General features: G+C 45.8%; 25 protein-coding genes. 20 read left to right on the top strand and 5 right to left on the bottom strand.

Annotated elements, in window-relative coordinates; all coding sequences use genetic code 11:
* Positions 1-61: 61 nt before the first annotated feature.
* The 5 genes from gyrA (at position 62) to H0R92_RS03645 (ending at position 4150) form a co-directional block, all read left to right on the top strand.
* Positions 62-2509: a DNA topoisomerase (ATP-hydrolyzing) subunit A gene (gyrA, locus tag H0R92_RS03665; RefSeq protein WP_432961285.1), complete on the top strand. Its 2448-nt coding sequence runs from the start codon at positions 62-64 to the stop codon at positions 2507-2509.
* An 11-nt stretch (positions 2510-2520) separates the two neighbouring features.
* The gene (locus tag H0R92_RS03660; RefSeq protein ID WP_432961282.1) at positions 2521-3063 is read left to right on the top strand and encodes a GNAT family N-acetyltransferase; all 543 of its coding nucleotides are present in this window, start codon (positions 2521-2523) and stop codon (positions 3061-3063) included.
* Between the two features lie 64 nt (positions 3064-3127).
* Positions 3128-3529, top strand: coding sequence for a hypothetical protein (locus H0R92_RS03655; protein ID WP_432961279.1), 402 nt, complete (start codon positions 3128-3130; stop codon positions 3527-3529).
* A 114-nt stretch (positions 3530-3643) separates the two neighbouring features.
* Entirely contained in the window at positions 3644-3832 is a 189-nt protein-coding gene (locus H0R92_RS03650) for a type II toxin-antitoxin system RelE/ParE family toxin (RefSeq protein ID WP_432961276.1), read from the top strand.
* 12 nt (positions 3833-3844) lie between these two features.
* Positions 3845-4150: an XRE family transcriptional regulator gene (locus H0R92_RS03645; protein WP_432961274.1), complete on the top strand. Its 306-nt coding sequence runs from the start codon at positions 3845-3847 to the stop codon at positions 4148-4150.
* A gap of 69 nt (positions 4151-4219) precedes the next feature.
* Here H0R92_RS03645 and H0R92_RS03640 read toward each other — a convergent pair whose 3' ends face one another.
* The 3 genes from H0R92_RS03640 to H0R92_RS03630 are packed head-to-tail and all read right to left on the bottom strand — an operon-like array spanning position 4220 to position 6018.
* On the bottom strand, positions 4220-4855 hold the full coding sequence (locus tag H0R92_RS03640) for a hypothetical protein (protein WP_432961272.1): 636 nt from the start codon (positions 4853-4855) through the stop codon (positions 4220-4222).
* Positions 4852-5595: an epoxyqueuosine reductase QueH gene (locus H0R92_RS03635; protein WP_432961270.1), complete on the bottom strand. Its 744-nt coding sequence runs from the start codon at positions 5593-5595 to the stop codon at positions 4852-4854. The genes H0R92_RS03640 and H0R92_RS03635 overlap by 4 nt, the downstream gene beginning before the upstream one ends.
* 6 nt (positions 5596-5601) lie before the next feature.
* Entirely contained in the window at positions 5602-6018 is a 417-nt protein-coding gene (locus H0R92_RS03630) for a secondary thiamine-phosphate synthase enzyme YjbQ (protein WP_432961267.1), read from the bottom strand.
* Between the two features lie 146 nt (positions 6019-6164).
* On the opposite strand from H0R92_RS03630, the gene H0R92_RS03625 reads away from it, so the two are divergent.
* The 6 genes from H0R92_RS03625 (at position 6165) to dtd (ending at position 10346) form a co-directional block, all read left to right on the top strand.
* On the top strand, positions 6165-6455 hold the full coding sequence (locus H0R92_RS03625; RefSeq protein ID WP_432961265.1) for a TRL domain-containing protein: 291 nt from the start codon (positions 6165-6167) through the stop codon (positions 6453-6455).
* 85 nt (positions 6456-6540) lie between these two features.
* Positions 6541-7071, top strand: a complete 531-nt coding sequence (locus H0R92_RS03620; protein ID WP_432961263.1) for a hypothetical protein — start codon at positions 6541-6543, stop codon at positions 7069-7071.
* Positions 7072-7134: 63 nt separating this feature from the next.
* A complete protein-coding gene (locus tag H0R92_RS03615; protein WP_432961261.1) occupies positions 7135-8076 on the top strand; it encodes a DNA/RNA non-specific endonuclease in 942 nt (313 codons plus the stop codon).
* A gap of 264 nt (positions 8077-8340) precedes the next feature.
* Positions 8341-9276: an ATP phosphoribosyltransferase gene (gene hisG, locus H0R92_RS03610; RefSeq protein ID WP_432961259.1), complete on the top strand. Its 936-nt coding sequence runs from the start codon at positions 8341-8343 to the stop codon at positions 9274-9276.
* A gap of 11 nt (positions 9277-9287) precedes the next feature.
* Positions 9288-9905 (top strand): imidazoleglycerol-phosphate dehydratase, encoded by a 618-nt coding sequence (locus H0R92_RS03605; protein WP_432961256.1) that lies wholly within the window; start codon positions 9288-9290, stop codon positions 9903-9905.
* Complete coding sequence (dtd, locus tag H0R92_RS03600; protein WP_432961254.1) at positions 9906-10346, top strand: D-aminoacyl-tRNA deacylase; 441 nt, start codon at positions 9906-9908, stop codon at positions 10344-10346. It begins immediately after the preceding gene.
* Between the two features lie 67 nt (positions 10347-10413).
* On the opposite strand, the gene H0R92_RS03595 is transcribed toward dtd, so the two are convergent.
* Positions 10414-11643, bottom strand: coding sequence for a cation:dicarboxylate symporter family transporter (locus tag H0R92_RS03595; protein WP_432961251.1), 1230 nt, complete (start codon positions 11641-11643; stop codon positions 10414-10416).
* 75 nt (positions 11644-11718) lie between these two features.
* On the opposite strand from H0R92_RS03595, the gene H0R92_RS03590 reads away from it, so the two are divergent.
* The 5 genes from H0R92_RS03590 to H0R92_RS03570 are packed head-to-tail and all read left to right on the top strand — an operon-like array spanning position 11719 to position 17705.
* The gene (locus tag H0R92_RS03590) at positions 11719-12423 is read left to right on the top strand and encodes a hypothetical protein (protein WP_432961248.1); all 705 of its coding nucleotides are present in this window, start codon (positions 11719-11721) and stop codon (positions 12421-12423) included.
* Positions 12424-12439: 16 nt separating this feature from the next.
* Positions 12440-13147, top strand: coding sequence for an MgtC/SapB family protein (locus H0R92_RS03585; RefSeq protein ID WP_432961245.1), 708 nt, complete (start codon positions 12440-12442; stop codon positions 13145-13147).
* Between the two features lie 11 nt (positions 13148-13158).
* Positions 13159-14874, top strand: a complete 1716-nt coding sequence (locus H0R92_RS03580) for a DNA repair helicase XPB (protein WP_432961244.1) — start codon at positions 13159-13161, stop codon at positions 14872-14874.
* Positions 14871-17000, top strand: coding sequence for a hypothetical protein (locus H0R92_RS03575; RefSeq protein ID WP_432961242.1), 2130 nt, complete (start codon positions 14871-14873; stop codon positions 16998-17000). Before H0R92_RS03580 ends, H0R92_RS03575 begins: the two co-directional genes overlap by 4 nt.
* A 30-nt stretch (positions 17001-17030) precedes the next feature.
* On the top strand, positions 17031-17705 hold the full coding sequence (locus H0R92_RS03570; RefSeq protein ID WP_432961240.1) for an HAD family hydrolase: 675 nt from the start codon (positions 17031-17033) through the stop codon (positions 17703-17705).
* 104 nt (positions 17706-17809) lie between these two features.
* Here the strand turns inward: H0R92_RS03570 and H0R92_RS03565 are convergent, their stop codons facing one another.
* A complete protein-coding gene (locus tag H0R92_RS03565; protein ID WP_432961238.1) occupies positions 17810-19042 on the bottom strand; it encodes a GDSL-type esterase/lipase family protein in 1233 nt (410 codons plus the stop codon).
* A 125-nt stretch (positions 19043-19167) separates the two neighbouring features.
* Between H0R92_RS03565 and H0R92_RS03560 the strand changes: the two genes are divergently transcribed.
* Genes H0R92_RS03560 through H0R92_RS03545 form a run of 4 tightly spaced genes read left to right on the top strand, consistent with a single transcriptional unit; the run spans position 19168 to position 22558 of the window.
* Positions 19168-19776 carry a LemA family protein gene (locus H0R92_RS03560; protein WP_432961236.1) on the top strand — a complete coding sequence of 203 codons (609 nt, stop codon included), beginning with the start codon at positions 19168-19170 and terminating at the stop codon, positions 19774-19776.
* Between the two features lie 11 nt (positions 19777-19787).
* Complete coding sequence (locus H0R92_RS03555) at positions 19788-20564, top strand: TPM domain-containing protein (protein WP_432961234.1); 777 nt, start codon at positions 19788-19790, stop codon at positions 20562-20564.
* Positions 20561-21433 carry a TPM domain-containing protein gene (locus H0R92_RS03550; protein WP_432961232.1) on the top strand — a complete coding sequence of 291 codons (873 nt, stop codon included), beginning with the start codon at positions 20561-20563 and terminating at the stop codon, positions 21431-21433. Before H0R92_RS03555 ends, H0R92_RS03550 begins: the two co-directional genes overlap by 4 nt.
* A gap of 33 nt (positions 21434-21466) precedes the next feature.
* A complete protein-coding gene (locus tag H0R92_RS03545; RefSeq protein WP_432961230.1) occupies positions 21467-22558 on the top strand; it encodes an alpha/beta fold hydrolase in 1092 nt (363 codons plus the stop codon).
* The last annotated feature ends 1 nt before the right edge of the window (position 22559 follow it).

Here is a 22559-nt window from a genome sequence, read left to right as displayed (position 1 = left end):
AAACTGTCCGAAATCTTCGGTTAAGAGTCCGTACCGCATTAAATAAGGAAACACAGGAACAATGGAAGAATTAAAAACTCCGGAAGGCGGTATTTTAATACCGGTTCCCATAGAAACCGAAATGAAACGGGCGTACATAGATTATTCGATGTCCGTTATCGTAAGCCGCGCCCTGCCCGATGTACGCGACGGATTAAAGCCCGTTCACCGGCGCATTTTGTACTCTATGGAAGAAAGGAGTTTGCGTTATTCCGGACCGACGCGCAAGTGCGCGAAAATTGTCGGTGATGTGCTGGGAAGTTATCACCCGCACGGAGACGCGTCCGTGTACGACGCCCTCGTCCGCTTGGGGCAGGATTTTTCGCTCCGCTATCCGGTAATCCATCCTCAGGGAAACTTCGGTACCATCGGCGGGGACCCTGCGGCGGCATACCGCTACACCGAAGCGAAGATGGCGAAAATCGCCGAAACGATGGTCGAGGATATAAAAAAAGAAACCGTCGATTTTATTCCGAACTTTGACGAATCCACCGTCGAGCCGACCGTTTTACCCGCAAAGTTTCCCTTTTTGCTTGCCAACGGTTCAAGCGGTATTGCAGTCGGTATGGCGACGAATATGCCGCCTCACAATTTGCGCGAAATCGCCGCCGCCGTTGCAGCCTATATAGACAATCCTGAAATAACGATAGACGAGCTTACCAAATTTATGGCCGGCCCCGATTTTCCCACCGGCGGCGTCATTTACGGCCGCAAAGGTATTAAACAGGCTTTTAAAACCGGAAAGGGCAGGGTAATTGTCCGCGGGCGCTTTACGATTGAAGTCGATAAAAAAGGGCGCGAAAGCATTGTCTTTACCGAAGTACCCTATCAGGTAAATACAACCGTTTTATGTGAGCGCATAGGAGCTCTTGCCCGCGAAAAAGTTATCGACGGCATTGCCGCCATTAACGATGAAAGCTCGGACAGGGCGGGACTGCGCATTGTTATCGAGCTTAAACGCGGAGCGATTGCAAAGGTTGTTTTAAATCAGCTTTTTTCAAAAACCGCATTGCAGTCATCGTTCAGCGTAAACAACCTTGCCCTTGTAAAAGGCCGCCCGGAAGTTTTAACTTTAAAGTCTTTAATTCACTATTTTGTAGAACACCGCAACGAAGTTGTAACGCGGCGTATCCGCTTTGATTTACGCAAAGCCGAAGAGCGGGCACACATTTTGCGCGCCCTCATTGTCGCCATCGACAACATCGACGAAGTGATAAAAATCATCCGTTCTTCGCGCGATACGCAAACGGCAAAAAACGGCCTTATGGAGCGCTTTTCGTTCGACGAAGTACAGGCTCAGGCTATTGTCGATATGCAGCTTAAGCGCTTGACGAGCCTCGAAATCGAAACCCTTAAAAAAGAGTTGGAAGAACTTGAAATCTTTATAGAAAAATGCAAGGACCTTCTTGCACACCCGGAAAAGATTTTGCAGCTGGTAAAAACCGAAACCCTCGAATTGGCGGAAAAATTCGGAGACGACAGAAAGACGACGATTGTGGCGGACGAGGTTGAAGAAATCAATATTGAAGACCTTATCAAAGAAGAAGATATGGTCATACTTATTTCGCGCTTGGGCTATATAAAAAGCGTTCCCGTTACCGCCTATAAAAATCAGGGTAAGGGCGGCAAGGGCTCGAACAGCGCGAAACTTGTTGAAGATGATTACATAAAACAGCTTTTTGTCGCGTCGACCCACGACTACATTGTCTTTATTTCGACAGAGGGAAAAGCCTATTGGATTAAGGTTCACGAAATTCCCGAAGCCGGCCGAGCATCCCGCGGCGCCCATATAAAAAGCCTTTTATCGATCGGAGCGAACGAAGAAATCGCAACCGTCGTATCGCTTCGCGAATTCAGCGAAGAACACCACTTGTTTATGGCGACCGCAAACGGCGTTATTAAAAAGGTTAAAACCGCCGATTTTAAAAACGCAAAAACGCGCGGCATTATCGCAATCAACCTTGATGCCGGAGATAAAATCGTTTCGGCGATTCTTACCGGCGGAAGCGACGATTTGGCTCTTGCTTCCCGCCGCGGAAAAGTATTGCGCATAACCGAAACTTCGGTTCGTCCGATGGGACGTTCTTCGCGCGGCGTTTCCGGCTTAAAGCTTGCAGTCGGGGACGAGTTAACCGCCGCCGTCCGCGTAGATACAAATGCGAATATGCTTTTAATTACCGAATCCGGCTACGGAAAACGCGTCGACTTCGATCAGTTTTCGGTGCACTCGCGCGGTACTCAGGGGCAAATCGGCTACAACGTAACGGATAAAACCGGCGAAGTGGTCGGCGTTATTGCGGCGGCCGACAGCGATGAAGTAATGTGCATTACCAGTCAGGGAAAAACCCTCAAGCTTGAAGCTTCGGCGATAAGCAGGCAGGGGCGCACCAGTCAGGGTGTGTGCATTCTTAAAATAGACGCCCCCGACTTTGTTATCGGTGTAGACCGCGTCGAAAAAGACGAAGAATAGAGGCCGGTGCTATGGCGGACATTGTTTTAAAGCCCGTAGACTGTGCTCTTTATAAAACAATTAAGCCGTATATGATTGAAAACCTCGCCGCCTTTTCAAAAAAGTCTTATTCGGCTTGTGAAAAAGAAATCGACGCCCTTCTTCCCGACGCCGAAAATACACAAAAACACTATTTGTACGCAATCGAAATAAACGCTTTTTCTCTCGATAAACATACCGCCGACCGTTCCGGTGCAGCCGGCCTTTATGCAAACCTCTTGACCGGGTATCTGTGGTTTTTTGCCGTCGAAAAAGAGGGGAGGGATATCGCATTTCTTATGGATATATTCGTTCTTCCCGAATACCGGCGTAAAGGCATAGCGCGCAATGCTCTCAGGCTCTCTGAAAAACTTCTTGGTGAACGCGGCTGTGATACAATCAGGCTGCACGTGGAAGACACCAATACGGCAGCCAAAAACCTGTATGCCGGTTTGGGCTATGTTTTTGTTCAGCGCGCGGAAAGCGGCGAAATACTGGAAAAAAGAACAGACGTACGAAACAAAACATCTGTTTGATTTTTGTATGTGAAATCAATCGGAAGGCTCACTTCCTTTTCAACCTTTTATAGGAGTTAAAACTATGTCAAAACCCTTATACCGCTGCATAACAAAGGCAACGAATAAAGAAGCCGGAGAAGGTGTCCGCTATTCTCAGAATTGGGTACTTGCGCGCCGCGCTATTTTTAAAGTATACGAAAAAGAAATCCGCTGCGGCGATTGGCTTTTCGATACGGATAAGATACAAAATGCCGTGTTGTACCACATCCGCCAAATGCTTATTCCCGGCTCTGTTTTGGAATTCACATACGAAGATACGGTCTATCAATTCGGCTTTAATCCTTGGGCTCACCCTGAAAAATATTTTTCTTTTCCCATTGAAACAAAAAAAGCGAAAATGCGCTATTCGCCCCTTTCTTTAGCCGTGCGCGTCTTTGTGCTTATTTTGATTGCGTATGAGATTATAAAGAGGTTTAAGAGCTAAAATATTTTCTTGACAATATGCACTAAAGTTCATATAATTATTTATGTGGAATATTGATTGGACGGAAGAATATTGGGCAGGCCTTATGCGGATGTTCTTCACGGTTCCAAATATATGAATTTAAAAGAGCTGCGGGCTCATGCAGGTAATCATATATTGAGGGTTGCTTTTTGTTTTGATACGGTACGGAAAGCTGTTTTACTTATAGGTGGAGATAAAAAAGGTAAAAAAGAAAAACTTTTTTATAAAAAACTTATAAAAGATGCGGAAAAATTAATTGAAAAGTATAAATTCCGTATTTGAGAGGAATATAAAATGAAAGATGCAATAGAAATGATGGAAACCTATATGAAACCGGAAACCGTAAAACGGGCGCGTATAAAAGCCGAACGGGAAAGTCTTACAATAAAATTGGCGCAATTGAGGGAAAAACAAAATTTAACACAAACACAGATAACAGGATTTACTCAAACCGCTGTTTCAAAACTGGAAAAAAGAAAAGATCTCAAAATATCAACATTGATTGAATATTTGGACAGTCTCGGAATGGGTGTTGAAATTCGGGCATATCCGAAAAATTCATCCGACATTCATTCCGAAGCGGTTTTATTAAAAGTATAGATTTCCGGCAAGGTTTTATGTCGATTTTCTACACCGTCGGAACCCATACGGTAAAAAACCTTTGCTGGTTTAAAATGTTTCACGTGAAACATTTTTATCCGGGTGTCGGTGCTTTTTAGGGATGTTATACCTTACTCCCAAGCTGAAATTGATTAAATCAAAACCGCCGGGAATGACGGAAAACGACAATTCCGTGCTGCGGGCAATCAAATAGTTGAATTCGAACTCTCCGCCGTACCATAAAAAACGGTGCTGCCATTCGTCGTCTTTTTCGCCGTAAAAAAAGGAAAAAGCGTCGTCATAGCCGGGCACCTTGTACCAATTTTTTCGGTAAATAAAGGTCGGCCCGATGCCGCCGTTTAAAGAAAAGTTGCCGATTTTGAATATCCGCGCCCGAAAGCCTATATGCGAAAAGCCGGCGAACTGCCCGATACAGTCCGAATAAAAAGCTTGTACCGCTTTTACCGAAACTATGTCGCGCCAAATAAAATATTCCGCATTTGCCGAAGCTCCCAAATTAAATACAAAGATGCCGTTTTTATCGAGCTTGAGCGGCATAAGGGAGGCGTTTACGGCTCCTTTGGGGTGAACGCTTAAGCCGAAATATTTTAATCCGACGCTGAACGTTCCCGCGCAAAAAAAGGGGAGCGCTGCGGAAAAAAATACGAGAGTTAATAAGAGGCGTTTTATCGGAGACGGTGTCATGGCTTTTTTTGCCCCCGCCGCTTTTCGGTATTTTGTTTGGAATATATGCAGCCGCAGTAATCCTGACGGTATAAACCGTATTCGGCCGAAATTTCAAGAGATCGTTTATAGCCGTTGCGCTTTTTAAAATCGGCGTACAGATAGCGCAGCGGCGCATTCAGTTCGTTTTCAAGTGCAAGGCCTATTGCGTTGATTTTTGCCGCGTCTTTATGCGGGCTGATTGAAAGGGTTGTTGTAAAGTAATCGAACCCGTTTTTAATCGCGTACACTGCGGCTTTTTCCATACGGAGCCGATAGCAAAGTGAACAGCGTTCACCTTGTTCTGCCTCAAATGCCCGTTCGGGAAACTCCTTCGTATTGACGGCAGTAAAAAAATCGTCCGGGATATAATCCGCGCGGATAAGGGAGGGGCGGCTCTTTTTATCCGTACTGCCGTCGTTGTCCGCGTTGTCGCAACGGCCGTTTTCCGTGTTGCCTGCGGCGATGCCGTACCGCTTTTCCAAAAAAAAGCCGAGTTCTTCAAGGCGGCGCTCGTATTCGGCGGCCGGGTGGATATTCGGATTATAGTAAAAGATTGAAATATCGAAAAAATCCGTAAGCCGCTCCAAAACCGCAGACGAACAGGGCCCGCAGCATGCATGGAGCAAAAGGCGCGGCTTTTGCTCCGGAAAATCCGGCGAGCGCTCTATGCGTTCAAGTTCAAGGGAAAAAAGCTTGTCGAAATTTTGCTGTTCGTTCAAAACCTCTTATTCTCCGATGATTTTTACAAGTACCCGTTTTTTTCGTCCGCCGTCGAATTCGCCGTAAAAAATCTGTTCCCAGGGGCCGAAATGCAGCTTTCCTTGGGTAACGGCAACAACGACCTCGCGTCCCATAATTTGGCGTTTCATGTGGGCGTCGGCGTTTGTTTCGCCGTAGTTATGGCGATAATACGAAACCGGTTCATGCGGGGCCAGTTTTTCAAGCCATACGTCGAAGTCGTGATGTAAGCCGCTTTCGTCGTCGTTTATAAAAACGCTTGCGGTAATGTGCATGGCATTTACGAGGACAAGTCCTTCCTGCACACCCGATTCTTTAAGCAGCTGTTCGATTGTCGGCGTGATGTTTATAAACTCGCGCGCCTTTGAAGTATTAAACCATAATTCTTTTGTAAAACTTTTCATATAATCAGTATACTCCGTAGAAAAAGCTCGGACAAGGGTAAAAAGTTCTTTTACATAAAATAATTCGAATTTTAAGAGTTTCTACTTGCTTTCTTTTTGGAAAAGGGTATATACTGTTAGTATCGCAATAATACGGAGGTTTTCTTATGAAGAAAAAATTTGCGTTTGTGATGGTTTGTGCTTTGGCACTTGTATTGCTGGCCGCTTGTACGACGGTTCTGCCCGTTGCCGGAGCAACGGGAACTGTCGGTTCAAAGGTTGGAGAAGCAAAACAAGCTTTTGTTTTCGGCTTTCCGTTGAACGGACAGGGCGGCATTAAAGCTGCTGCCAAAAACGGCGGTATTTCCAAAGTCGGTGTTGTTGATGTACGCATCCACTGGCCGGCAAGCCCCATTATTCCTTATTGGGAAGTAACGACTGTTGTTTCCGGAGAATAAGGAATGAATGTACGGATAGAGTTTTCCTCTTAAAACTCTATCCGTTTTTTTTACTTTTTTAGGTTTTAAGTTTTCAATAAATAAAATGAAATTATACCGCTATATAATCGGTTTTTGTATCTGGTTTTTGTTTTCCGCTTGTGCGGGAATGTCTTTTTTTTCGGATTCGGAAAAAGTCTTAACAACCTATATGCCGTCCGGAAATTTACAATACTATCTCCGTCCTGCAAAAATGCTTTCTGCGGAGTTTAAATCGGACGACGCTTTTATTACGGCGGATTTTACGTATCAAAAATCAAACCGTACGTATGTGGGCAATGCATACGTCAATTTTACGCTTACGTATAAAACAAAGGCCTTTATTTCAAAAGCATATTTTAAAACAGACGATAATGTGATTATACCGCTTTCGCATATTTCTTTGTTGTCCAGAAATATACAAAAAAATCATATACGTGTTTCTACCGTTCTTGAATCGGGCCGTATACATGAAGTTTTGGAAAAGCTTGAATCTTTTAAAGCTGTTTTACACATCGAATTGGATGACGGAAGCGTAAAAACGTTTTTACCGACAAAAGAGGTGGCGGCAAGGATCGCCGAAGCTTTTTCAAAATAATCGCAAATAAGGAAACGGCATGATTATAGCTGAAGCCCACGCGGCGCCAATGTGAGGATTGCGGTGGACGGAAAAAAACAACGGCAAAAAAAGGCGGCGCTTTTTTTGTTCATGCTGTTATTTTTTGTGTACTTTGTGTATGCAGAAGATACGGCGGAAAACCCGGCGGAAACTTCGTCCGCCTATCGGGAAAACGGCAGTTTGTATTTGGGAAATCCGAGCGGCGCCGAAGCTAATCCCGAAACGCATTTCGATAATTTTTTAATGATAAAAAACGGTTATGCGCTTTCGTATAATAAAACGAAGTTGATACCGAACTGGGTAAGCTGGCACTTGGAAGAGGCGGATTTGGGCGGCGTTAAACGGAAAAACGATTTTCGTGCCGATCCGGCTTTGCCGGAAAACTGGTATGCGGTAAGGGGCGGAAGCGAACGCAGGTTGACTCATGAGGCTGCCGAATCGGATTACCGTTTTTCGGTGTACGGTTTTGACCGGGGACACCTCTGTCCTGCAGGCGACAGAACAAAAAACGGCGAATTGAATTCGGAAACCTTTTTAATGACGAATATGGTTCCGCAATCTCCTAAAAACAACAGGCATACATGGCGCTTGCTTGAAGAAGCTTGCCGAAGTTTTGCAAAAAACGGTAAAGAGCTTTATATTATCTGCGGCCCTGCGGGAAGAGGCGGAACTTCTCAAAAGGGTTTTTTTGAATCGATTCCGGCAGGAGAAAGCGGCTTTGCGATAGAAGTTCCTGCTTATACATGGAAGGTTGTGCTTGTTTTGGAATGCGGAAACAACGACCTTTTGCGTATAAACGAACAAACATCCGTTATTGCTGTGTGCATACCGAACAGCGAAGAATGTACTTTGCCCTGGTACGAATATTCGCTGAGCGTTCGCGAACTTGAAACTTTAACCGGGTATGATTTTTTTGCAGAGCTTCCCGATGCCGTAGAAGAGGTGTTGGAAAATAAACAATATGTACATGCCGAAAGGCGGTAAAAGCGTTTTGTTTTGCGCGTTAGGGGACGGAGCACCGCCGAAGGCGTACCGCCCCTGCGCTTAAACGCCGGGCTTTGGGGCGGTATGAAGCGTAAGCGGAAGTGCGCAGTACCCGGCGCCGGCGAGAGCACAGTGTTTGAAAAAGGCGGGGCTGCAAAAAACGTGCCGGCGCAACGCCCGTAAAATCTTTGTAAAAAGACTGCTTTTGAGCATCCGTCCGTTCGGGACCTATACAGAAGCGGTATTTTTTTGTATGATGAGCGTATGGATAAGCTGAAGATTTTGCTGCCTAAGGGCAGGATTTATGAAAACGTAGTGGAACTTTTTGCGGGTGCCGGGATTGCCGTAAAATTACCGGAGCGGGCATACCGGCCGATTGTCAATCAGGATGATTTGGAAGCAAAGGTTATGAAGCCCCAAAATATCGGCAAATTGCTTGAAATGGGTGCGCACGACTGCGGTTTTACGGGCCGCGATTGGATTGACGAAACCGGAGCCGATGTCGAAGAAATAATGGATTTGGGGTTCGATAAGGTTCGTATTGTTGCGGCCGTTCCTTCAGCTTTGAACGATGAAGATTTAAAATCAAAACGCATTATTGCGGCAACCGAATACGAGCACATTGCACGCCGCTGGCTTGACGGCCGAAAAATACAGGCGGTTGTGCTTCGCACATACGGAGCGACCGAAGTGTTTCCTCCCGACGATGCGGATATGATTATCGATAATACGGCGACGGGACGCACTTTGGCCGAAAACGGTCTTCGTATTGTCGAAACGATTATGGAAAGTTCAACCCGCTTTTTCGCTTCGAAAGCCGCGCTTGCAAACCCCGAAAAAAAGCGAAAAATTATGGAATTGAAAATGCTTTTTGAGGCGGTATTGAACGCACGCGGCCGCGTTATGCTTGAAATGAACGTCAGTGCCGAGAATTTCGACAAGCTTGTAAGGGGGCTGCCTTCAATGCGAAGCCCGACCGTTTCGCCCCTTTATTCGGCTCAATCCGGCGGTAATGCCGCCGGCGCTTCAGATAGCGTTCAAACGGACGGAAGTGCCCAAACTTCAGGAAGCGCAGGTGCTTCCGGTTTTGCCGTAAAAATTGCGGTTAAGCAAAGCGACGTGCCGGCTTTATTGCCGCGTTTAAAGGAATTGGGCGCAACCGATATTTTGGAATACGAATTAAGAAAGGTGCTTGCCTAAAAGGAGCAACGATGAGAACTGCCGAATATGCGCGGAAAACTGCGGAAACCGATATAAAACTTCTTTTAAATATAGACGGCGGCGGAAACTGCAACATAGATTGTCCGATCGGTTTTTTTAATCACATGCTTCACTCGTTTTGCAAACACGGTTTGTTTGACCTTTCCGGTTCTCTCAAAGGCGATTTGGAAGTCGACCAGCACCATCTGATTGAAGATACGGGGATTGTTCTCGGCGCCGTTTTTGCTCAAGCTCTCGGTTCGTGTGCGGGTATTTACCGCGCCGGATCCTGTCTGTATCCTATGGATGAAACGCTGTGCCGTGCCGCCGTCGATTTCGGCGGACGTTCTTTTTTTGTGTGCAATGCCGATTTGTCCGGCGTACCGCTTGTGTCCGTCGGTGCGGACGGGAAGGAAGCGTTGTTTCAAACCGACTGTTTTGAAGATTTTTGGCAGGGTTTTGTAAGCACGGCAAAATGTACGCTTCATTTGGATACGCTTCGCGGAAGAAGCGATCATCATAAAATGGAGGCATTGTTTAAAGCGGCGGCACGGGCTGTGCGCGATGCGGTAAGTATTGACGAGCGGCGCGGAAATGCGATTCCTTCTACAAAGGGCCTTATCGTATAAATGAAGTGTTTAATTCAGCGCGTTCTTTCGGCTTCCGTTTCCGTTGACGGGGAATGTAAGGCTTCTATTTCGCACGGTCTTCTTGTTTTTTTGGGTATTACTCACACGGATTCCGAACAAACGGTCGAAAAAGCGGCCGAAAAAATCCGTAAACTGCGTATTTTTGAGGACGAAAACGGTAAAACAAACCGTTCGATAGAAGATGTGTGCGGCGAATTGCTTGCGGTTTCGCAGTTTACCCTCTATGCCGATTGCCGCCGCGGCAACAGGCCCGGTTTTGAACAGGCCGCCGCCCCGAATCACGCGGAGCGTTTATATGAACATTTTCTTTCGGTTTGTGAAGATCGTTTTGCAAAGGTTGAACGCGGTATTTTCGGAGCCGACATGAAGGTTTCTCTTATCAATGACGGCCCCTTTACGATTCTGCTGGAAACGGAATAAGGGGCGGGGATACAGCCGATACACACGCTTCGAATACGGTTTTTTACAAAAAACAAAAAACGTGGCCCTACACGTAATGTTTTAAGTCTTTGTGTATAACCATTTTTTCCCGAGAAGCGATATAGTAGGTTGCAAAAAGGGCAATTGCCGTATCGATTGCGGCGGCAAAGGCGCAGATAACAACCGCAGCAGGTTTAAGCAAAAGATAGCCGGCTTCAAAGCCTCTTCCGTATACGGTGCACAAAATAGTAAGGGCAGCAAAGGGTCCGCCGGAAGGAAAGGCGCTTAGGCAAAAGGATATTCCGAAAGACATTCCTGCCAGCCAAATAACGTCCGAAAGGGAAACTCCGAGGCTCGAATAGGATCGGAGAACGGCAATAAAAGATACGGCGATAACCAAGGATGTCCCGCCGCGCGCAAAAACCGAAAAAAGCGGCATACTTACGGCTCCGATTCTCCGCTTAATGCCCAGGCTGTCTTTTGCATGTCTGAGGTTCAGAGCAAGGCTGAAGTTCACATCTCCGGAAAAAAGACCGGCAACAATCGGCGCAATACCTGCAAAAAGTACCTTATACGGATGTTTTTCGCCGCATAAAAAGCGCAAAAGCAGGGGCAGCAAACCGATAATCACAATAAGCATATCTACTGCCAAGAGAATAAACAAACCGGCAAAGGTTCCCGAAACGAGGGTTTCAAAAAAAGTCAGTGCCCACGTGCAGGATACGGCGATAATACCGATTGCTATCAAATCGGTAAAAAAGCTTAAGACTTCATAACTGATTTTTGCAAGGGAATCAAAAAAAGTAAAAGCCGGCTTTGCCCGTATGGTGTCGGAGGCAAACCCTGCCCCTAAAAAACCTGCCAAAATAAATACAGGCAGCAAAAAATCTCCTTCAAAAAGGCCGGCGGCACCGTTATAGGGAAACAAAGACAAAAGACGTTCCGGAATGTTCAAATTGATGGGTTCCGATAATTTTTCTACCGAAATCGGAATACGGGGAAGCTTTATGATGATGGCGGAAATAATCCCGATAAAAGTCGTTATAAAAGTAAGGGCAAAGGCTGTAAGAAGGGTAAAAAGACCGGTGCGTAATAATTTACCCGTATCGCGCAATTTTGTTATCGCAATCGTCATGTTAAAAAAGAGTACGGGTAATAAAAAATATCTTCCCATCCTGACGGTAAGTTCGGTAAAAAAATGTAACACGGCTTTAAATTGCGGCACATCGAAGGGAAGAAAAAAGGCCATAAGAATTCCAAGTGCGCAACCGATGAGGTATTTTATCCAAATTTTCATACTCGAAGCATACCCGATGATGAGGCAACAGTCAACATACTTGAGAAAAGAGCGGCGCTCTGTTATACTTTATGTATGGAAAAAAACCTTATCATTACAGGATCGGATTTTCCCGATTCACGCGCGTTTGTAACGGCGGCGTTGGAAAACGGATTTTCCGTTATGGTTTCTATTCCCGAAGGCGATACCCCTCAAGGCTTGCAGGATCCGGTTCAAAGCTTTGTTTGGCAAAGAACGTCTTCCGTTTCCGCTCGTTCTTTTGTTTTAGATGCGCAAACATCGTTGGTGAAATTAACCCATGCAATCGTCATCTTCGATGTTCCTCTATATATAAAAAATGTTTTTGTTAAAGACAGCCAAACGCTTTCCCGCGGAGTGGATGTTTTGATTTCTTCTTACATGTATATAACACAGGAGATAATCAACCGGTTTGTTAGGCAGGACGGCGGAACCCTTTGTTTTGTTTTTAAACCGTACTGTATTGATAAGACGGTATCCCGTAACGAGATTTTTAGTCCGTCGAAAACACTTGTGTTATCGGCGGCATCGGCATTTAAAACGTTTGCAGAGCAAACGGCCTCTTCATATGCGGCTTCAAACCTTAATTTTTTGCTGATAGAAGATAATACTTTTTCCGATAAAGAAAAAGAATCGGCGGATTTTTTGTTTTCACTGTTGGAAACGGCCTCTTTTTCCAAAAAAGGCGGTAAAAAGCAATTTTCTCATTGGATAAAAGCCGGCTCAAAAATTTCTTCTGCATGGAACTTTTTTAACCGATAATTATGAGGAGCTTTTTATGAATTTCGAAGATATATATGATTTGCTTTTCGGCAAAGATATTTCTTGGTATGCGTGTTTGGCGCGTATTTTACTCAGTATGATTGCGGGCGCCGTTTTGGGGTTGGAGCGGAAAATTCGGCAGCAATTTGTCGGTATGCGGACTTTGATTTTAATTTCCGTTGCTTCAACCGTTTTGATGCTGCTTTCCATATACACATCGGGTTTGTCGGAAAACGGCGTGCGCGGAGACCCTTCTCGTATTGCGGCACAAGTCGTATCGGGAATCGGTTTTTTAGGTGCCGGAACGATTTTACGGCAAGGGTTGAATATAAAGGGTTTAACCTCTTCGGCTATTATTTGGGTCGCCGCCGCACTGGGGTTGACTATCGGTTCCGGGTTTATCGTTCCCGCTCTTATAGCCTTATTTGTATGTGAAGTGTGTCTTATTTCTCTTGAAAAAGTCGAAGAAAAATATTTCCCCGCCGAACGGGTAAAGCATTTAAATTTGGTTTTTGAAAACAAACGCATTGATCTGGTCGCTTTAAATAAACTGATTGTGGCGAACGGTTTAATCATTTCAACGACGGATATAACCCGAATTTTGGGACAAAAACATTTGAACATTTCTTTTACGGTAAAAGTTCCGCCGTCTTTGGATATTTTTGCCTTAACCGACAAAATAAAACAAATAGGACGTCTTGAAGAATTCAGTTTAACGGATTAAAATAAACTGTTATGCAGAATTCGGCTCCGCTGATTGTTCAGGGCGACAGAACCCTGCTTTTAGATGTTCATGCTCCTCTTGCGGAAGAGTGCCGCCGTGCGTTAATTCCCTTTGCCGAATTGGAACGCTCGCCGGAGCACTTGCACACATACCGCCTTTCTTCGCTTTCTCTTTGGAACGCCGCGGGGGCGGGGCTTTTTGCCGATTATGCCCTTTCCGTGTTAAAAAAATATTCCCGGTTTGATGTTCCCCAGTCGATAAGCGCTTGGATATACGAAACCGCTTCGCGGTTCGGAAAAATCCGTTTAATACCCGATGCGGGAACGGAAGAAAGCCTGCTGCTGCAAACCGATTCCATTGCGGTTTTCCGCGAGTTGGAAGCAAACAAAAAACTGTCCAAATATTTAACCGATTCCGGCGAAAAACTGTGTTTTCGCTTAAGTTTTACGGACAGGGGAACAATAAAAGAAGAGCTTTTAAAAACGGGCTGGCCGGTAAAAGACGAAGTACCGCTAAAAGACGGCGATACTTTGGATATCAATATACGCGAAAAAACGCTGTCTGGCAGTGATTTTATTATACGCGCGTATCAAAAAAATGCGGCGGAAGCGTTTTTGGGCGATTGCCGGCCGGGTACGGGTTTCGGCACCATTGTGCTGCCCTGCGGATCGGGTAAAACGATTGTGGGAATTCTGTTGATGGCAAAACTGCGTACCAATACGCTTATCGTTACGGCGAATATTTCTTCAATACATCAATGGATAACCGAACTGACGGATAAAACCGATTTACCTGCCGATCAAATAGGCGAATATTCGGGCGAAAAAAAAGAAATACGCCCTGTAACGGTTGCAACTTATCAAGTATTGACGTGGCGTCCCGAAAAAGAAGGCCCGTATCCGCATTTTAAGCTTTTTCGGGACCGGAATTGGGGGCTTATCATTTATGATGAAGTGCATTTACTTCCCGCGCCGGTGTTCCGCGTAACTGCGGAATTGCAAGCGGTACGCCGTGCGGGACTGACGGCAACCCTTGTCCGTGAAGACGGCTGTGAAGGGTTGGTGTTTTCGCTTGTCGGTCCGAAACGGTACGATGTTCCGTGGAAAGAATTGGAAACATCCGGCTGGATTGCCAACGCCGTGTGTATTGAATTTAGAACGGATTTGGACAAAAGCAAAGAACTTGAATATGCCGTTGCGTCTTTGCGGCAAAAACACCGTATTGCCGGCGAAAATCCGCTAAAAGTACCCCTTGTCCTCGATTTGGTAAAACGCTTCGGTGATGATAAAATCCTCATAATAGGACAATATTTGAATCAACTGTTTGAAATCGCAAACTTGCTGAAAGTGCCGATTATTACGGGAAAAACACCCGTGCGCGAACGCGATACGATTTATGATGATTTCCGCAGCGGAAAAGAAAGAATTTTGGTTGTATCGAAGGTTGCAAACTTTGCAATCGATTTACCCGATGCATCGATGGCTATTCAAGTCTCCGGCACTTTCGGGAGCCGGCAGGAAGAAGCCCAACGGCTCGGCCGTATTTTGCGTCCGAAAAATCGTACCGCACGATTTATTACCCTTATTACCGCCGGAACGCAGGAAGAAGATTACGGCGCAAACCGCCAAAAATTTCTTGCCGAGCAAGGCTATTCTTATCGGCTGGTGCGCACAATAGAAGAGTGTTTGGACACCTGTCCGGAAGACGGCAGCGGAGGCGGACAATGAAAAGCGAAAATGCGGCAGATTTTTTGAGCTGGCGCGAATCTCTTACCGCTATGGAAGAATCCCGTTTTTTTGATCTTATGCGCTTATATGCCGGAGAAGTAAAAACTCCGTATAACAAGCAAAAACTTATAGAGTCTTTAACGGCTTTTTTACATAAAGAAACAAACCGGAAAACCGTTGTCGGCTTACTTTCTCAAGAAGACCTCATGCTTATCAGTGCGGTTGTATATATTCCCTTTTGTACCCGGGAAAAAGCGGCTTCATTTTTTTCTCCGCATATATCGTTTGCATCTTTATATAATACATTGTTAAACCTTGAAGAACGCTTGATTTTATTTCGGCGAAAAGATAAAGACGGCAGTGAATATTTTGATGTAAACCCCTTTTTACGCGCGGATATAGAGCCTTTGATTCATATGGATTTACTTTTTCCGCAAAACGAGCGAACGATTTCCGAGCAAACATCGCCTTTTTTTTACGAAAGACAAGAACGGTTGTCTTCGCATATTCTGGCATCTTGGCTTGTCTTTGTATGTTCAAATCCGGATCTGTGCCGTGCCGACGGCGGCTTTAAAAAAAAGGCCGAAGAGCTGATTCAAGCCGCCTTTTCGGACGTGCGCCCGGATTTTTTATACAATTTGAATACCGCTTTAACAAACCTGTCTTTATTCCGTAAAAATCAAACCGGCCATGAAGCCGATAAACAAAAATGGCAATCTTTTGCCGCTTTGCCCGTCTTAGATCAATATGCCTACATTTGTGCCGCTTTATGCGGTTTTCAAAGACGCGATATATTACAAAAAAATGCGGAACATTTGATACAGTTATTTTTTTTGCTCCCCGAAAAGGGGCTTTCTCCGCACCATGTGCGGCGGTTGATTTTTTTATTACAAGAACGGCAAAAAAACCCAAGTCCGCAAAAAAACAAATTCAGACAATTATTGCATGAAAATTCATTACAAGCCGAATCTTTTTATACGGCGGATCCGGAAAACCTTTTGTCCGCAGCGGTTTTGTTCGGCTTGGTGACAGCGGAAGCCGATAAAAACGGTTCCGTTTTTCTTTACGCAAACCCCGAATTGAAAAAAAAAGCCGCCCTTGAAAAAACGGAGGAAAATTCCGGCGACATTCGCGGATCGGTAAGTATAAATGCCGGATTTTCCATAACCGTTCTTAAAGAGCTTCCGCTTTCCCTGTTTATTGAACTTATTTCCTGCGCGGATTTGGAAGGCTGCGGGACAGTCAGCCGTTTTTGTATCACTCGTTCCGCTTGTTTTAGAGCCTTTTCAAACGGAACAAAACCCGAAGATATTATAAGCCTTTTGCAAAAAACGACGGCACATAATATTCCTCAAAATTTGATTTTTTCATTAAACGATTGGTATTCTTTGTTTTCTTCGGCGCATTTTTATAAGGGCTATGTATTACAGGTTTCGCAGGAAAAGCGGGTGTTGATAGAAAACAATCCCTTGTTGGAGCCGCACATACGGGAAAAGCTTGCACCGGGTATATATTTGTTGGATTTTGCAGACGATGAAAAAGCGTACGAAACGATAAAAAAAAGCAGTCTTGAGTTTATAGGAGAATTGAAAAATCAAAACAATCTGCCGGAGGGTCTTCCTTTTGAGATTTTAAAAGAAAAGACGGCGTTTGTCGAAGCGGGAAAAACGCTTTTTACGCAACAAGGATTTAAATCTCCTTTTTTTTCGCAGACGGAAAGGGAAACGTTTCAATCCCGCCATATACAAGCGATGGAAAATGAATTGAAAAAAAAGAATTTGCCGAAATTTCAAGAAGAAGAATTGTTGCTTCGTATAAGGAGAAAAACAATATTACAGGCGGAACAGTTAAACGGAGAATCCGTCCGTGTCGAAAAAAACGAAGCGTCGGGTATGGATTTTTTGGGTAAAATTCGTGTTATCGAAAATGCGATTGCCTGTTCCGACCTTATACAAATTACGACGGGAGAAAAAACCGTTTGCGGAATTCCCGTTAAAACGGAAAAGCTGGCGGGAGATACGGCCGTTTTTATACAAGAGGGCAGATCGGAGGAGCTGCAAAAAATCTCCGTCGCACAAGCGCGCACGGTAAAGCGTATTCGCAGTTCGATTTTCAGCAAAAAATAAAAAAGCAAACACAACATATAGGAGAAAAAAATGCAAACACAAGCGGTTTTATTTGATTTGGACGGCGTTATTATAAATTCCGGTGCCGACATTGCCGCATCGGTAAACGCAACTTTGATACATTTCGGATATACTGAAGTTCCCGAAGACGTATTGATAGGTTATGTAGGAAACGGCGCAAAAAGCCTTTTAAGCCGATCTCTTGCATATCAACATGTTTCGGTATCGGATATGCCCGATTTTCAAGAGTTTTTCGAATGGTATGTGTCTTGGTATCGCAGCCATGCGGTTTGCAAAACGGTTTTATATGACGGCGTATATGAATTGCTCGAACGACTTAAAGCAAAAAACATTTATGCAGCCGTTGTTTCCAACAAACCCCTAAGTGTTACCGAAGAAGTTTTAAAACATTTTAAAATAGATGTTTTTTTTGATGCAGTTGTAGGCCCCGAACAATTACAACATATAAAACCCGATCCGGAAGGATTGGTTTTGGCGGTTAATCTTATAGAAAAAAAATACGGCACAAAGATTCCGCGCAATAATATCATTATGGTTGGGGATTCGGCTACGGATATCCAAGCCGGCCGTAATTTCGGCTGCCGCACCTGTGCCGTAACCGACGGATTGGGAAACCGCGAAGCATTACTTGCCGAAAAGGCCGATATTGTTGTCCCGTTGGCAGGCTGCCTGAAAATAGATTAAGCGCGCGAAATGTTACAATCGATTTTTATACGGAGTCAATCGCCCTTACCGATTTGCTGTAATATGTATTAAAAAAGGCGGCCGTTCTGCCGCCTATGCGGTTTTTACATCCCGTATTCCCTCAGTACTCCGCTTATCAAGTCCGCAGCTTCTTTGTGGCAGAGGTGGCCGGGGTGTTTTTGGGCGCCTGCGGTTTTATCGTCCATCGGAGAAAGCTCTATAAAGCGGACTTTGCCGTCGCGGTTTTCCGCGGCGAACTCTTTTACGGCACTGCGGAACAAGTCCATACAATCGGTTAAAAACATTCCGTAACACCAGATAATCGGGGCGTGCGGATTTGAGCGCCTTATTTCCCCTATAAAGCTTTTTGCCGCTTTTTTTAAGCGCTTGTAATCGGCCTCGCCCTGCAATTTATAGGTTTTTCCCGAAGCCGGATCTTGCCACGGTGCGGCACGGAATGCGTATTCGTCGTTTGAACCCAGATTCACGATAACGGCATCGGTTTTTCGCCGCGAAAAATCCCACGTTTGACCTGCGCCCGCATCGCGGTTTGCACTTCCTTTGGCAAGGGAGCAGACAAAGGGGTAGAGGGGAGGAATAACACAGGCGGGGTCGTTGTTCCAGCCGCATAAAAGCCCCCAGCCGCTTTGCGCCAAAACGGAAATATCCGCATTAAAGCGCTCCGAAAGAAGCATTGCAAAGTGATTGCGCGTTCCCTGCCATGCAGGATTCCATTCTTTTCCCTCTATCGGCTCTTCAAGCCCCTCGCCGCAGGTAATGCTGTCGCCTATACATTCAAATAAAAGCGGCCGTTTGGCTGCGGGTGCAAACACATCTTCAAATGCGTTTTCAAACTCACCGCTTTCGGTTGCGGCGGAAACACTTATAGCGGAAACATGGTGAAAAAAGCCGTGTATTGCAAGCCGGTGCGCGCTGTCGCCGGCCATAGCCTGGCATTCTTTTAGAATGCGTATGTAGACGATTTTTCCCGATTCCGGGGATTCCGCCGCTGCCGTTTCCGCAAACGCTTCCGTATCGGATGCCGCACTGTCCCAAAGCAAAAGGCGGGTTCGGCCCTTTTCCGGGGCAAGCCGGCGCACCCTCTTTCCGTTTATCCATACACTCAGGTACGGACGGTAATGCTTCCACGAACATTCGATATCGGCATAAATTTTTCCGCATTTTTCCGTGCGGACGGCGATTTCAATACCGCTTGCCGTCCAAAAAAGTACCAAGGGATTTAAGCGGATGCTCCCGTTTTCGTTATATCCCGTGCGCCCCCATATGTTAAAAAAAGAGGGCCTTTGCGCAAAGTCTTCAAGAGCAGTGAATTTCATTATTTGACAATAGCATAAAAAAAGGATAGGATAAATACGAGGGACGAAATATATACTGAATTTGCTTTTCGATGCCGTTTTCGGTATTTTAAAAGCTGAACTTTAAGACAGTACGTGGAGGTACTATGAAAAAATCCGCCGTAACCGCACTGGTGATTGTAGGTATTATCGTGCTTTTTGCAGCCGGTGCATGCAGTTTTTATACGGGAACTTATAATTCCTTTGTCGCAATGGAAGAGCAAATCAAGGGGCAGTGGGCTCAAGTTGAAAATCAATATCAGCGCCGTTTGGATTTAATTCCCAACCTTGTGGCTACCGTTAAGGGCTATGCCGCTCACGAATCGCAGGTACTCACCGATGTAAGCGAAGCGCGCGCCAAAGCCGGCGGCGTTATGCAAATGCCTGCGGACTTGCTGAACGACCCGGAAGCTTTTAAGCGGTTTCAGGAAGCGCAAAATTCTTTGGGCGGCTCTTTGCGCCGTTTGTTATCGGTAACGGAAAATTATCCGCAGTTAAAGGCGAACGAGCAGTTTTTGTCTTTGCAAAATCAGCTTGAAGGAACCGAAAACCGTATCAGCGTCGAACGTAAGCGTTTTAACGATGCCGTGCAGCTGTATAACCGCACGATACGCATGTTCCCGAAAAATATTATTGCCGGTATGACAGGTTTTACGCAAAAGCCGTATTTTAGTGCCGACGAAAAAGCATCTTCGGCTCCCGCGGTTTCGTTTTAAAACGGTTTTTTATGAATGAACGTAATTACCGTCTGCGTGTTTTAAAACGTGCAGGCTTAAGCGAACAGGACGCCGAAGCAGTCGGGGAAGCCGTTGCGCGCGCGGAAAAAACGACAAGCGGCGAAATAGTCGCAGCTCTTACGCCTTCAAGCCACAGCTATTCTTTTTGGGAATTGTTTTTCGCCCTTTCCTGTGCAGCCCTTGCCTTTGCCTTATTTATGGCCTTTTTACCGCACCTTTCTTCTTTTGCCGCGCGCTTTTTTTGGGGAAGCCTTCCCGCACGGTTTATGCCCCTTTGTGCCGGCGCCCTTATATTTTTAATCACCGCTCTTTTGTTTCGCTTTGCCAATATCCCTGTAATAGACCGTTTGGTTGTGCCCGCCGCTTATAAAAATGCCGCGGTGTTCCGCCGCGCAATGCGCTTTTTTGCCGAAAGCGGCATATACGATACGCGCGAACATTCGGGTGTTTTAATTTTTATTTCTCTTTTGGAAAAAAAAGTATTCATTATCGCCGACCGCGGCATTTCATCAAAAATCGAACAAAGCGTATGGGATGCTCTTGCCGCACAGCTTTCGGCCGGTTTTTCAAAACGCACGCGGCCCGGGGCAACACCCGCCTCCGGCCATACGTTGTCCGCACCCGGCAAAAGTTTGTCGTCGGCCGCTTCGGCGATTGTGCAAACGGTGGAAGAATGCGGCGCTCTGTTGGCAAAGCATTTTCCTCCTTCCGCCGACAATCCCGACGAACTGCACAACGAGCTTGTGGTACTGGAGGGCGGCGAATGAGTATCCCCTTTATAAAAAAACTTGCAAAACGGTATTGCGCGTCAAAACGCTTTTCATTCACGGCAGCCCTTTTTACCGCCGTTTGGTTTTTTTTCTTTTCGATTCCTCACCTTTTTGCTTTGACCGTCCCCGAACTGCGCGGTCCCGTAAACGATTATGCAAAAATGCTCGATGCGGGCGATATTCAAAACATTGAAAATTATTTGGAAAGCCTGAATCGCTATACGGGCATACAAATCGCCGTATTAACTGTTCCGAGCCTTAGAGGTGAAAGTATCGAAGATTTTTCGATACGGACGGTTGAAGCGTGGAAACTCGGTCAAGCGGGAAAGGATAACGGGGTTCTGCTTCTTGTTGCCGCCGCCGAAAAAAAAATCCGCATAGAAGTCGGTTACGGCCTTGAAGGGGTGTTGACCGATATGCAAGCCGGCTTGATTATCCGAAAAATCATAGCCCCTCATTTTAAAAACGGCGATTACGGAAAGGGTATTGCCGCCGCCGTTCGGCACATGGCGGAACTTGCCGCTCCCGAGGCTGCAAGACTTGCCGGTACCGATGAAGATTTTATCATTATAGAAGAAGGTGAAACGGAAGATGAAGAAGGAAGCTTTTTATCCTTTGTCGTTTTAGCCTTATTCTTTTTGTTTATGATGTCGGGAATGAACCGAAGATCGCGCGTTTCCGGCGGTTCGGGACTTTGGAGAACCGCTGCAGCCGCATCCATTTTATCGTCGCTCAGCCGTTCTTCAAGCACTTCTTCCCGGCGCTCATCGGGCGGTTTCGGAGGATTTTCAGGCGGCGGAGGTTTCGGAGGTTTTTCCGGCGGGGGCGGCGGCTTCGGCGGAGGCGGTGCTTCCGGCGGCTGGTAAGTTCATATAACGGGATTCAAAAAAGGCGGGAACATGGTAAAACAAAGCGTGCTTGGAGAGGCAAAGGTTTGTCTGGGATTTAATCCCATAGACGACAGGGATTTTGAGAGGACAATGCAAAACGAGGTTGAACCTTTTTTGGACGCACTGCGTAAAACGCACCGCATTAGGGCAAAGGGCGGACGCGAAATATATTGCGAAACCTTTGTGCCCGAAATTTTTCCCGCCGGAGCCGACGGAAAAAAAGAATGCCGCGGCCTTATCGTTATTTTTCACGGATTTTGCGAGTTTTGCTCAAAGTTTGACGAGTTTTCCTACTATGTTTTAAAGCAGGGTTATGCCCTATGCCGCTTCGACCAGTTCGGGCACGGCTTTTCCGGAAGAGAAACACAAAACAGCTCAAAGGTGCATATACGATCCTTTCAAACCTATGTCGACTGCGCCCGTGCCGTTGTAGAACAAATCGCTTGTCCCCTTGCCGCCGATTTATCAAAAACAGCGCATAAAAAAGTTCCGCTTTTTTTATTTGCCCACTCTATGGGCGGTGCGGTTGCAGCCCTCTTTTTGCAGCAATACCCCGATGTTTTTAAAGCGGCCGTTCTTGCATCTCCCATGCTGGAACTTAACATACCGGGAATGTCGAATACAACCGCCCGCCTTATGCTTTCCTTTATCAGACTGTTCGCAGGCGGAGAAAGATTTTTCCGAAAAGACGGCGATTTTACGGGAAATTATGTATTTGCCGATTATAAAAAACCGATATGCAGCGAACGTCGTTTTTTTTATCATTTTAATAAGCGCAAAACCGAAGTCCGCTATCAAACATGGAACGGAACTTATGCATGGCTCGACGAATCGTTAAAGGCAATCCGGCGGATTTTCAAAAAAGAAAATCTGCAAAAAATAACCCTGCCGATTCTTGTTTTTCAAGCCGAAAAAGACGATACCGTTCCCTTGGGCGGGCAAAAACGCTTTGTAGAACTTGTTCCCTCGGCACGTATGATTGTATGTAAAGGGGCGAACCACGAGCTGTATAACGGCACAAACGAAACGGTTGCACGTTGGTATCCGGAACTCTTCGATTTTTTCGGACAGAACGGTACTGTGAACGAGCACACGCTTTAAG

Origin of the sequence: Treponema sp. OMZ 840 (genome assembly GCF_050937815.1) — a bacterium.
In the GTDB taxonomy this organism is placed as follows: Bacteria; Spirochaetota; Spirochaetia; order Treponematales; family Treponemataceae; genus Treponema_C.
Note: the sequence above shows the minus strand (reverse complement) of the source record. Positions and strands in the feature narration are given on the sequence as shown.

Coding starts and splice junctions, on each gene's coding strand:
- gyrA (WP_432961285.1), top strand. CDS start 62: ATGGAAGAATTAAAAACTCCGGAAGGCGGTATTTTAATACCGGTTCCC.
- H0R92_RS03660 (WP_432961282.1), top strand. CDS start 2,521: ATGGCGGACATTGTTTTAAAGCCCGTAGACTGTGCTCTTTATAAAACA.
- H0R92_RS03655 (WP_432961279.1), top strand. CDS start 3,128: ATGTCAAAACCCTTATACCGCTGCATAACAAAGGCAACGAATAAAGAA.
- H0R92_RS03650 (WP_432961276.1), top strand. CDS start 3,644: ATGAATTTAAAAGAGCTGCGGGCTCATGCAGGTAATCATATATTGAGG.
- H0R92_RS03645 (WP_432961274.1), top strand. CDS start 3,845: ATGAAAGATGCAATAGAAATGATGGAAACCTATATGAAACCGGAAACC.
- H0R92_RS03640 (WP_432961272.1), bottom strand. CDS start 4,855: ATGACACCGTCTCCGATAAAACGCCTCTTATTAACTCTCGTATTTTTT.
- H0R92_RS03630 (WP_432961267.1), bottom strand. CDS start 6,018: ATGAAAAGTTTTACAAAAGAATTATGGTTTAATACTTCAAAGGCGCGC.
- H0R92_RS03625 (WP_432961265.1), top strand. CDS start 6,165: ATGAAGAAAAAATTTGCGTTTGTGATGGTTTGTGCTTTGGCACTTGTA.
- H0R92_RS03620 (WP_432961263.1), top strand. CDS start 6,541: ATGAAATTATACCGCTATATAATCGGTTTTTGTATCTGGTTTTTGTTT.
- hisG (WP_432961259.1), top strand. CDS start 8,341: ATGGATAAGCTGAAGATTTTGCTGCCTAAGGGCAGGATTTATGAAAAC.
- H0R92_RS03605 (WP_432961256.1), top strand. CDS start 9,288: ATGAGAACTGCCGAATATGCGCGGAAAACTGCGGAAACCGATATAAAA.
- dtd (WP_432961254.1), top strand. CDS start 9,906: ATGAAGTGTTTAATTCAGCGCGTTCTTTCGGCTTCCGTTTCCGTTGAC.
- H0R92_RS03595 (WP_432961251.1), bottom strand. CDS start 11,643: ATGAAAATTTGGATAAAATACCTCATCGGTTGCGCACTTGGAATTCTT.
- H0R92_RS03590 (WP_432961248.1), top strand. CDS start 11,719: ATGGAAAAAAACCTTATCATTACAGGATCGGATTTTCCCGATTCACGC.
- H0R92_RS03585 (WP_432961245.1), top strand. CDS start 12,440: ATGAATTTCGAAGATATATATGATTTGCTTTTCGGCAAAGATATTTCT.
- H0R92_RS03580 (WP_432961244.1), top strand. CDS start 13,159: ATGCAGAATTCGGCTCCGCTGATTGTTCAGGGCGACAGAACCCTGCTT.
- H0R92_RS03575 (WP_432961242.1), top strand. CDS start 14,871: ATGAAAAGCGAAAATGCGGCAGATTTTTTGAGCTGGCGCGAATCTCTT.
- H0R92_RS03570 (WP_432961240.1), top strand. CDS start 17,031: ATGCAAACACAAGCGGTTTTATTTGATTTGGACGGCGTTATTATAAAT.
- H0R92_RS03565 (WP_432961238.1), bottom strand. CDS start 19,042: ATGAAATTCACTGCTCTTGAAGACTTTGCGCAAAGGCCCTCTTTTTTT.
- H0R92_RS03560 (WP_432961236.1), top strand. CDS start 19,168: ATGAAAAAATCCGCCGTAACCGCACTGGTGATTGTAGGTATTATCGTG.
- H0R92_RS03555 (WP_432961234.1), top strand. CDS start 19,788: ATGAATGAACGTAATTACCGTCTGCGTGTTTTAAAACGTGCAGGCTTA.
- H0R92_RS03550 (WP_432961232.1), top strand. CDS start 20,561: ATGAGTATCCCCTTTATAAAAAAACTTGCAAAACGGTATTGCGCGTCA.
- H0R92_RS03545 (WP_432961230.1), top strand. CDS start 21,467: ATGGTAAAACAAAGCGTGCTTGGAGAGGCAAAGGTTTGTCTGGGATTT.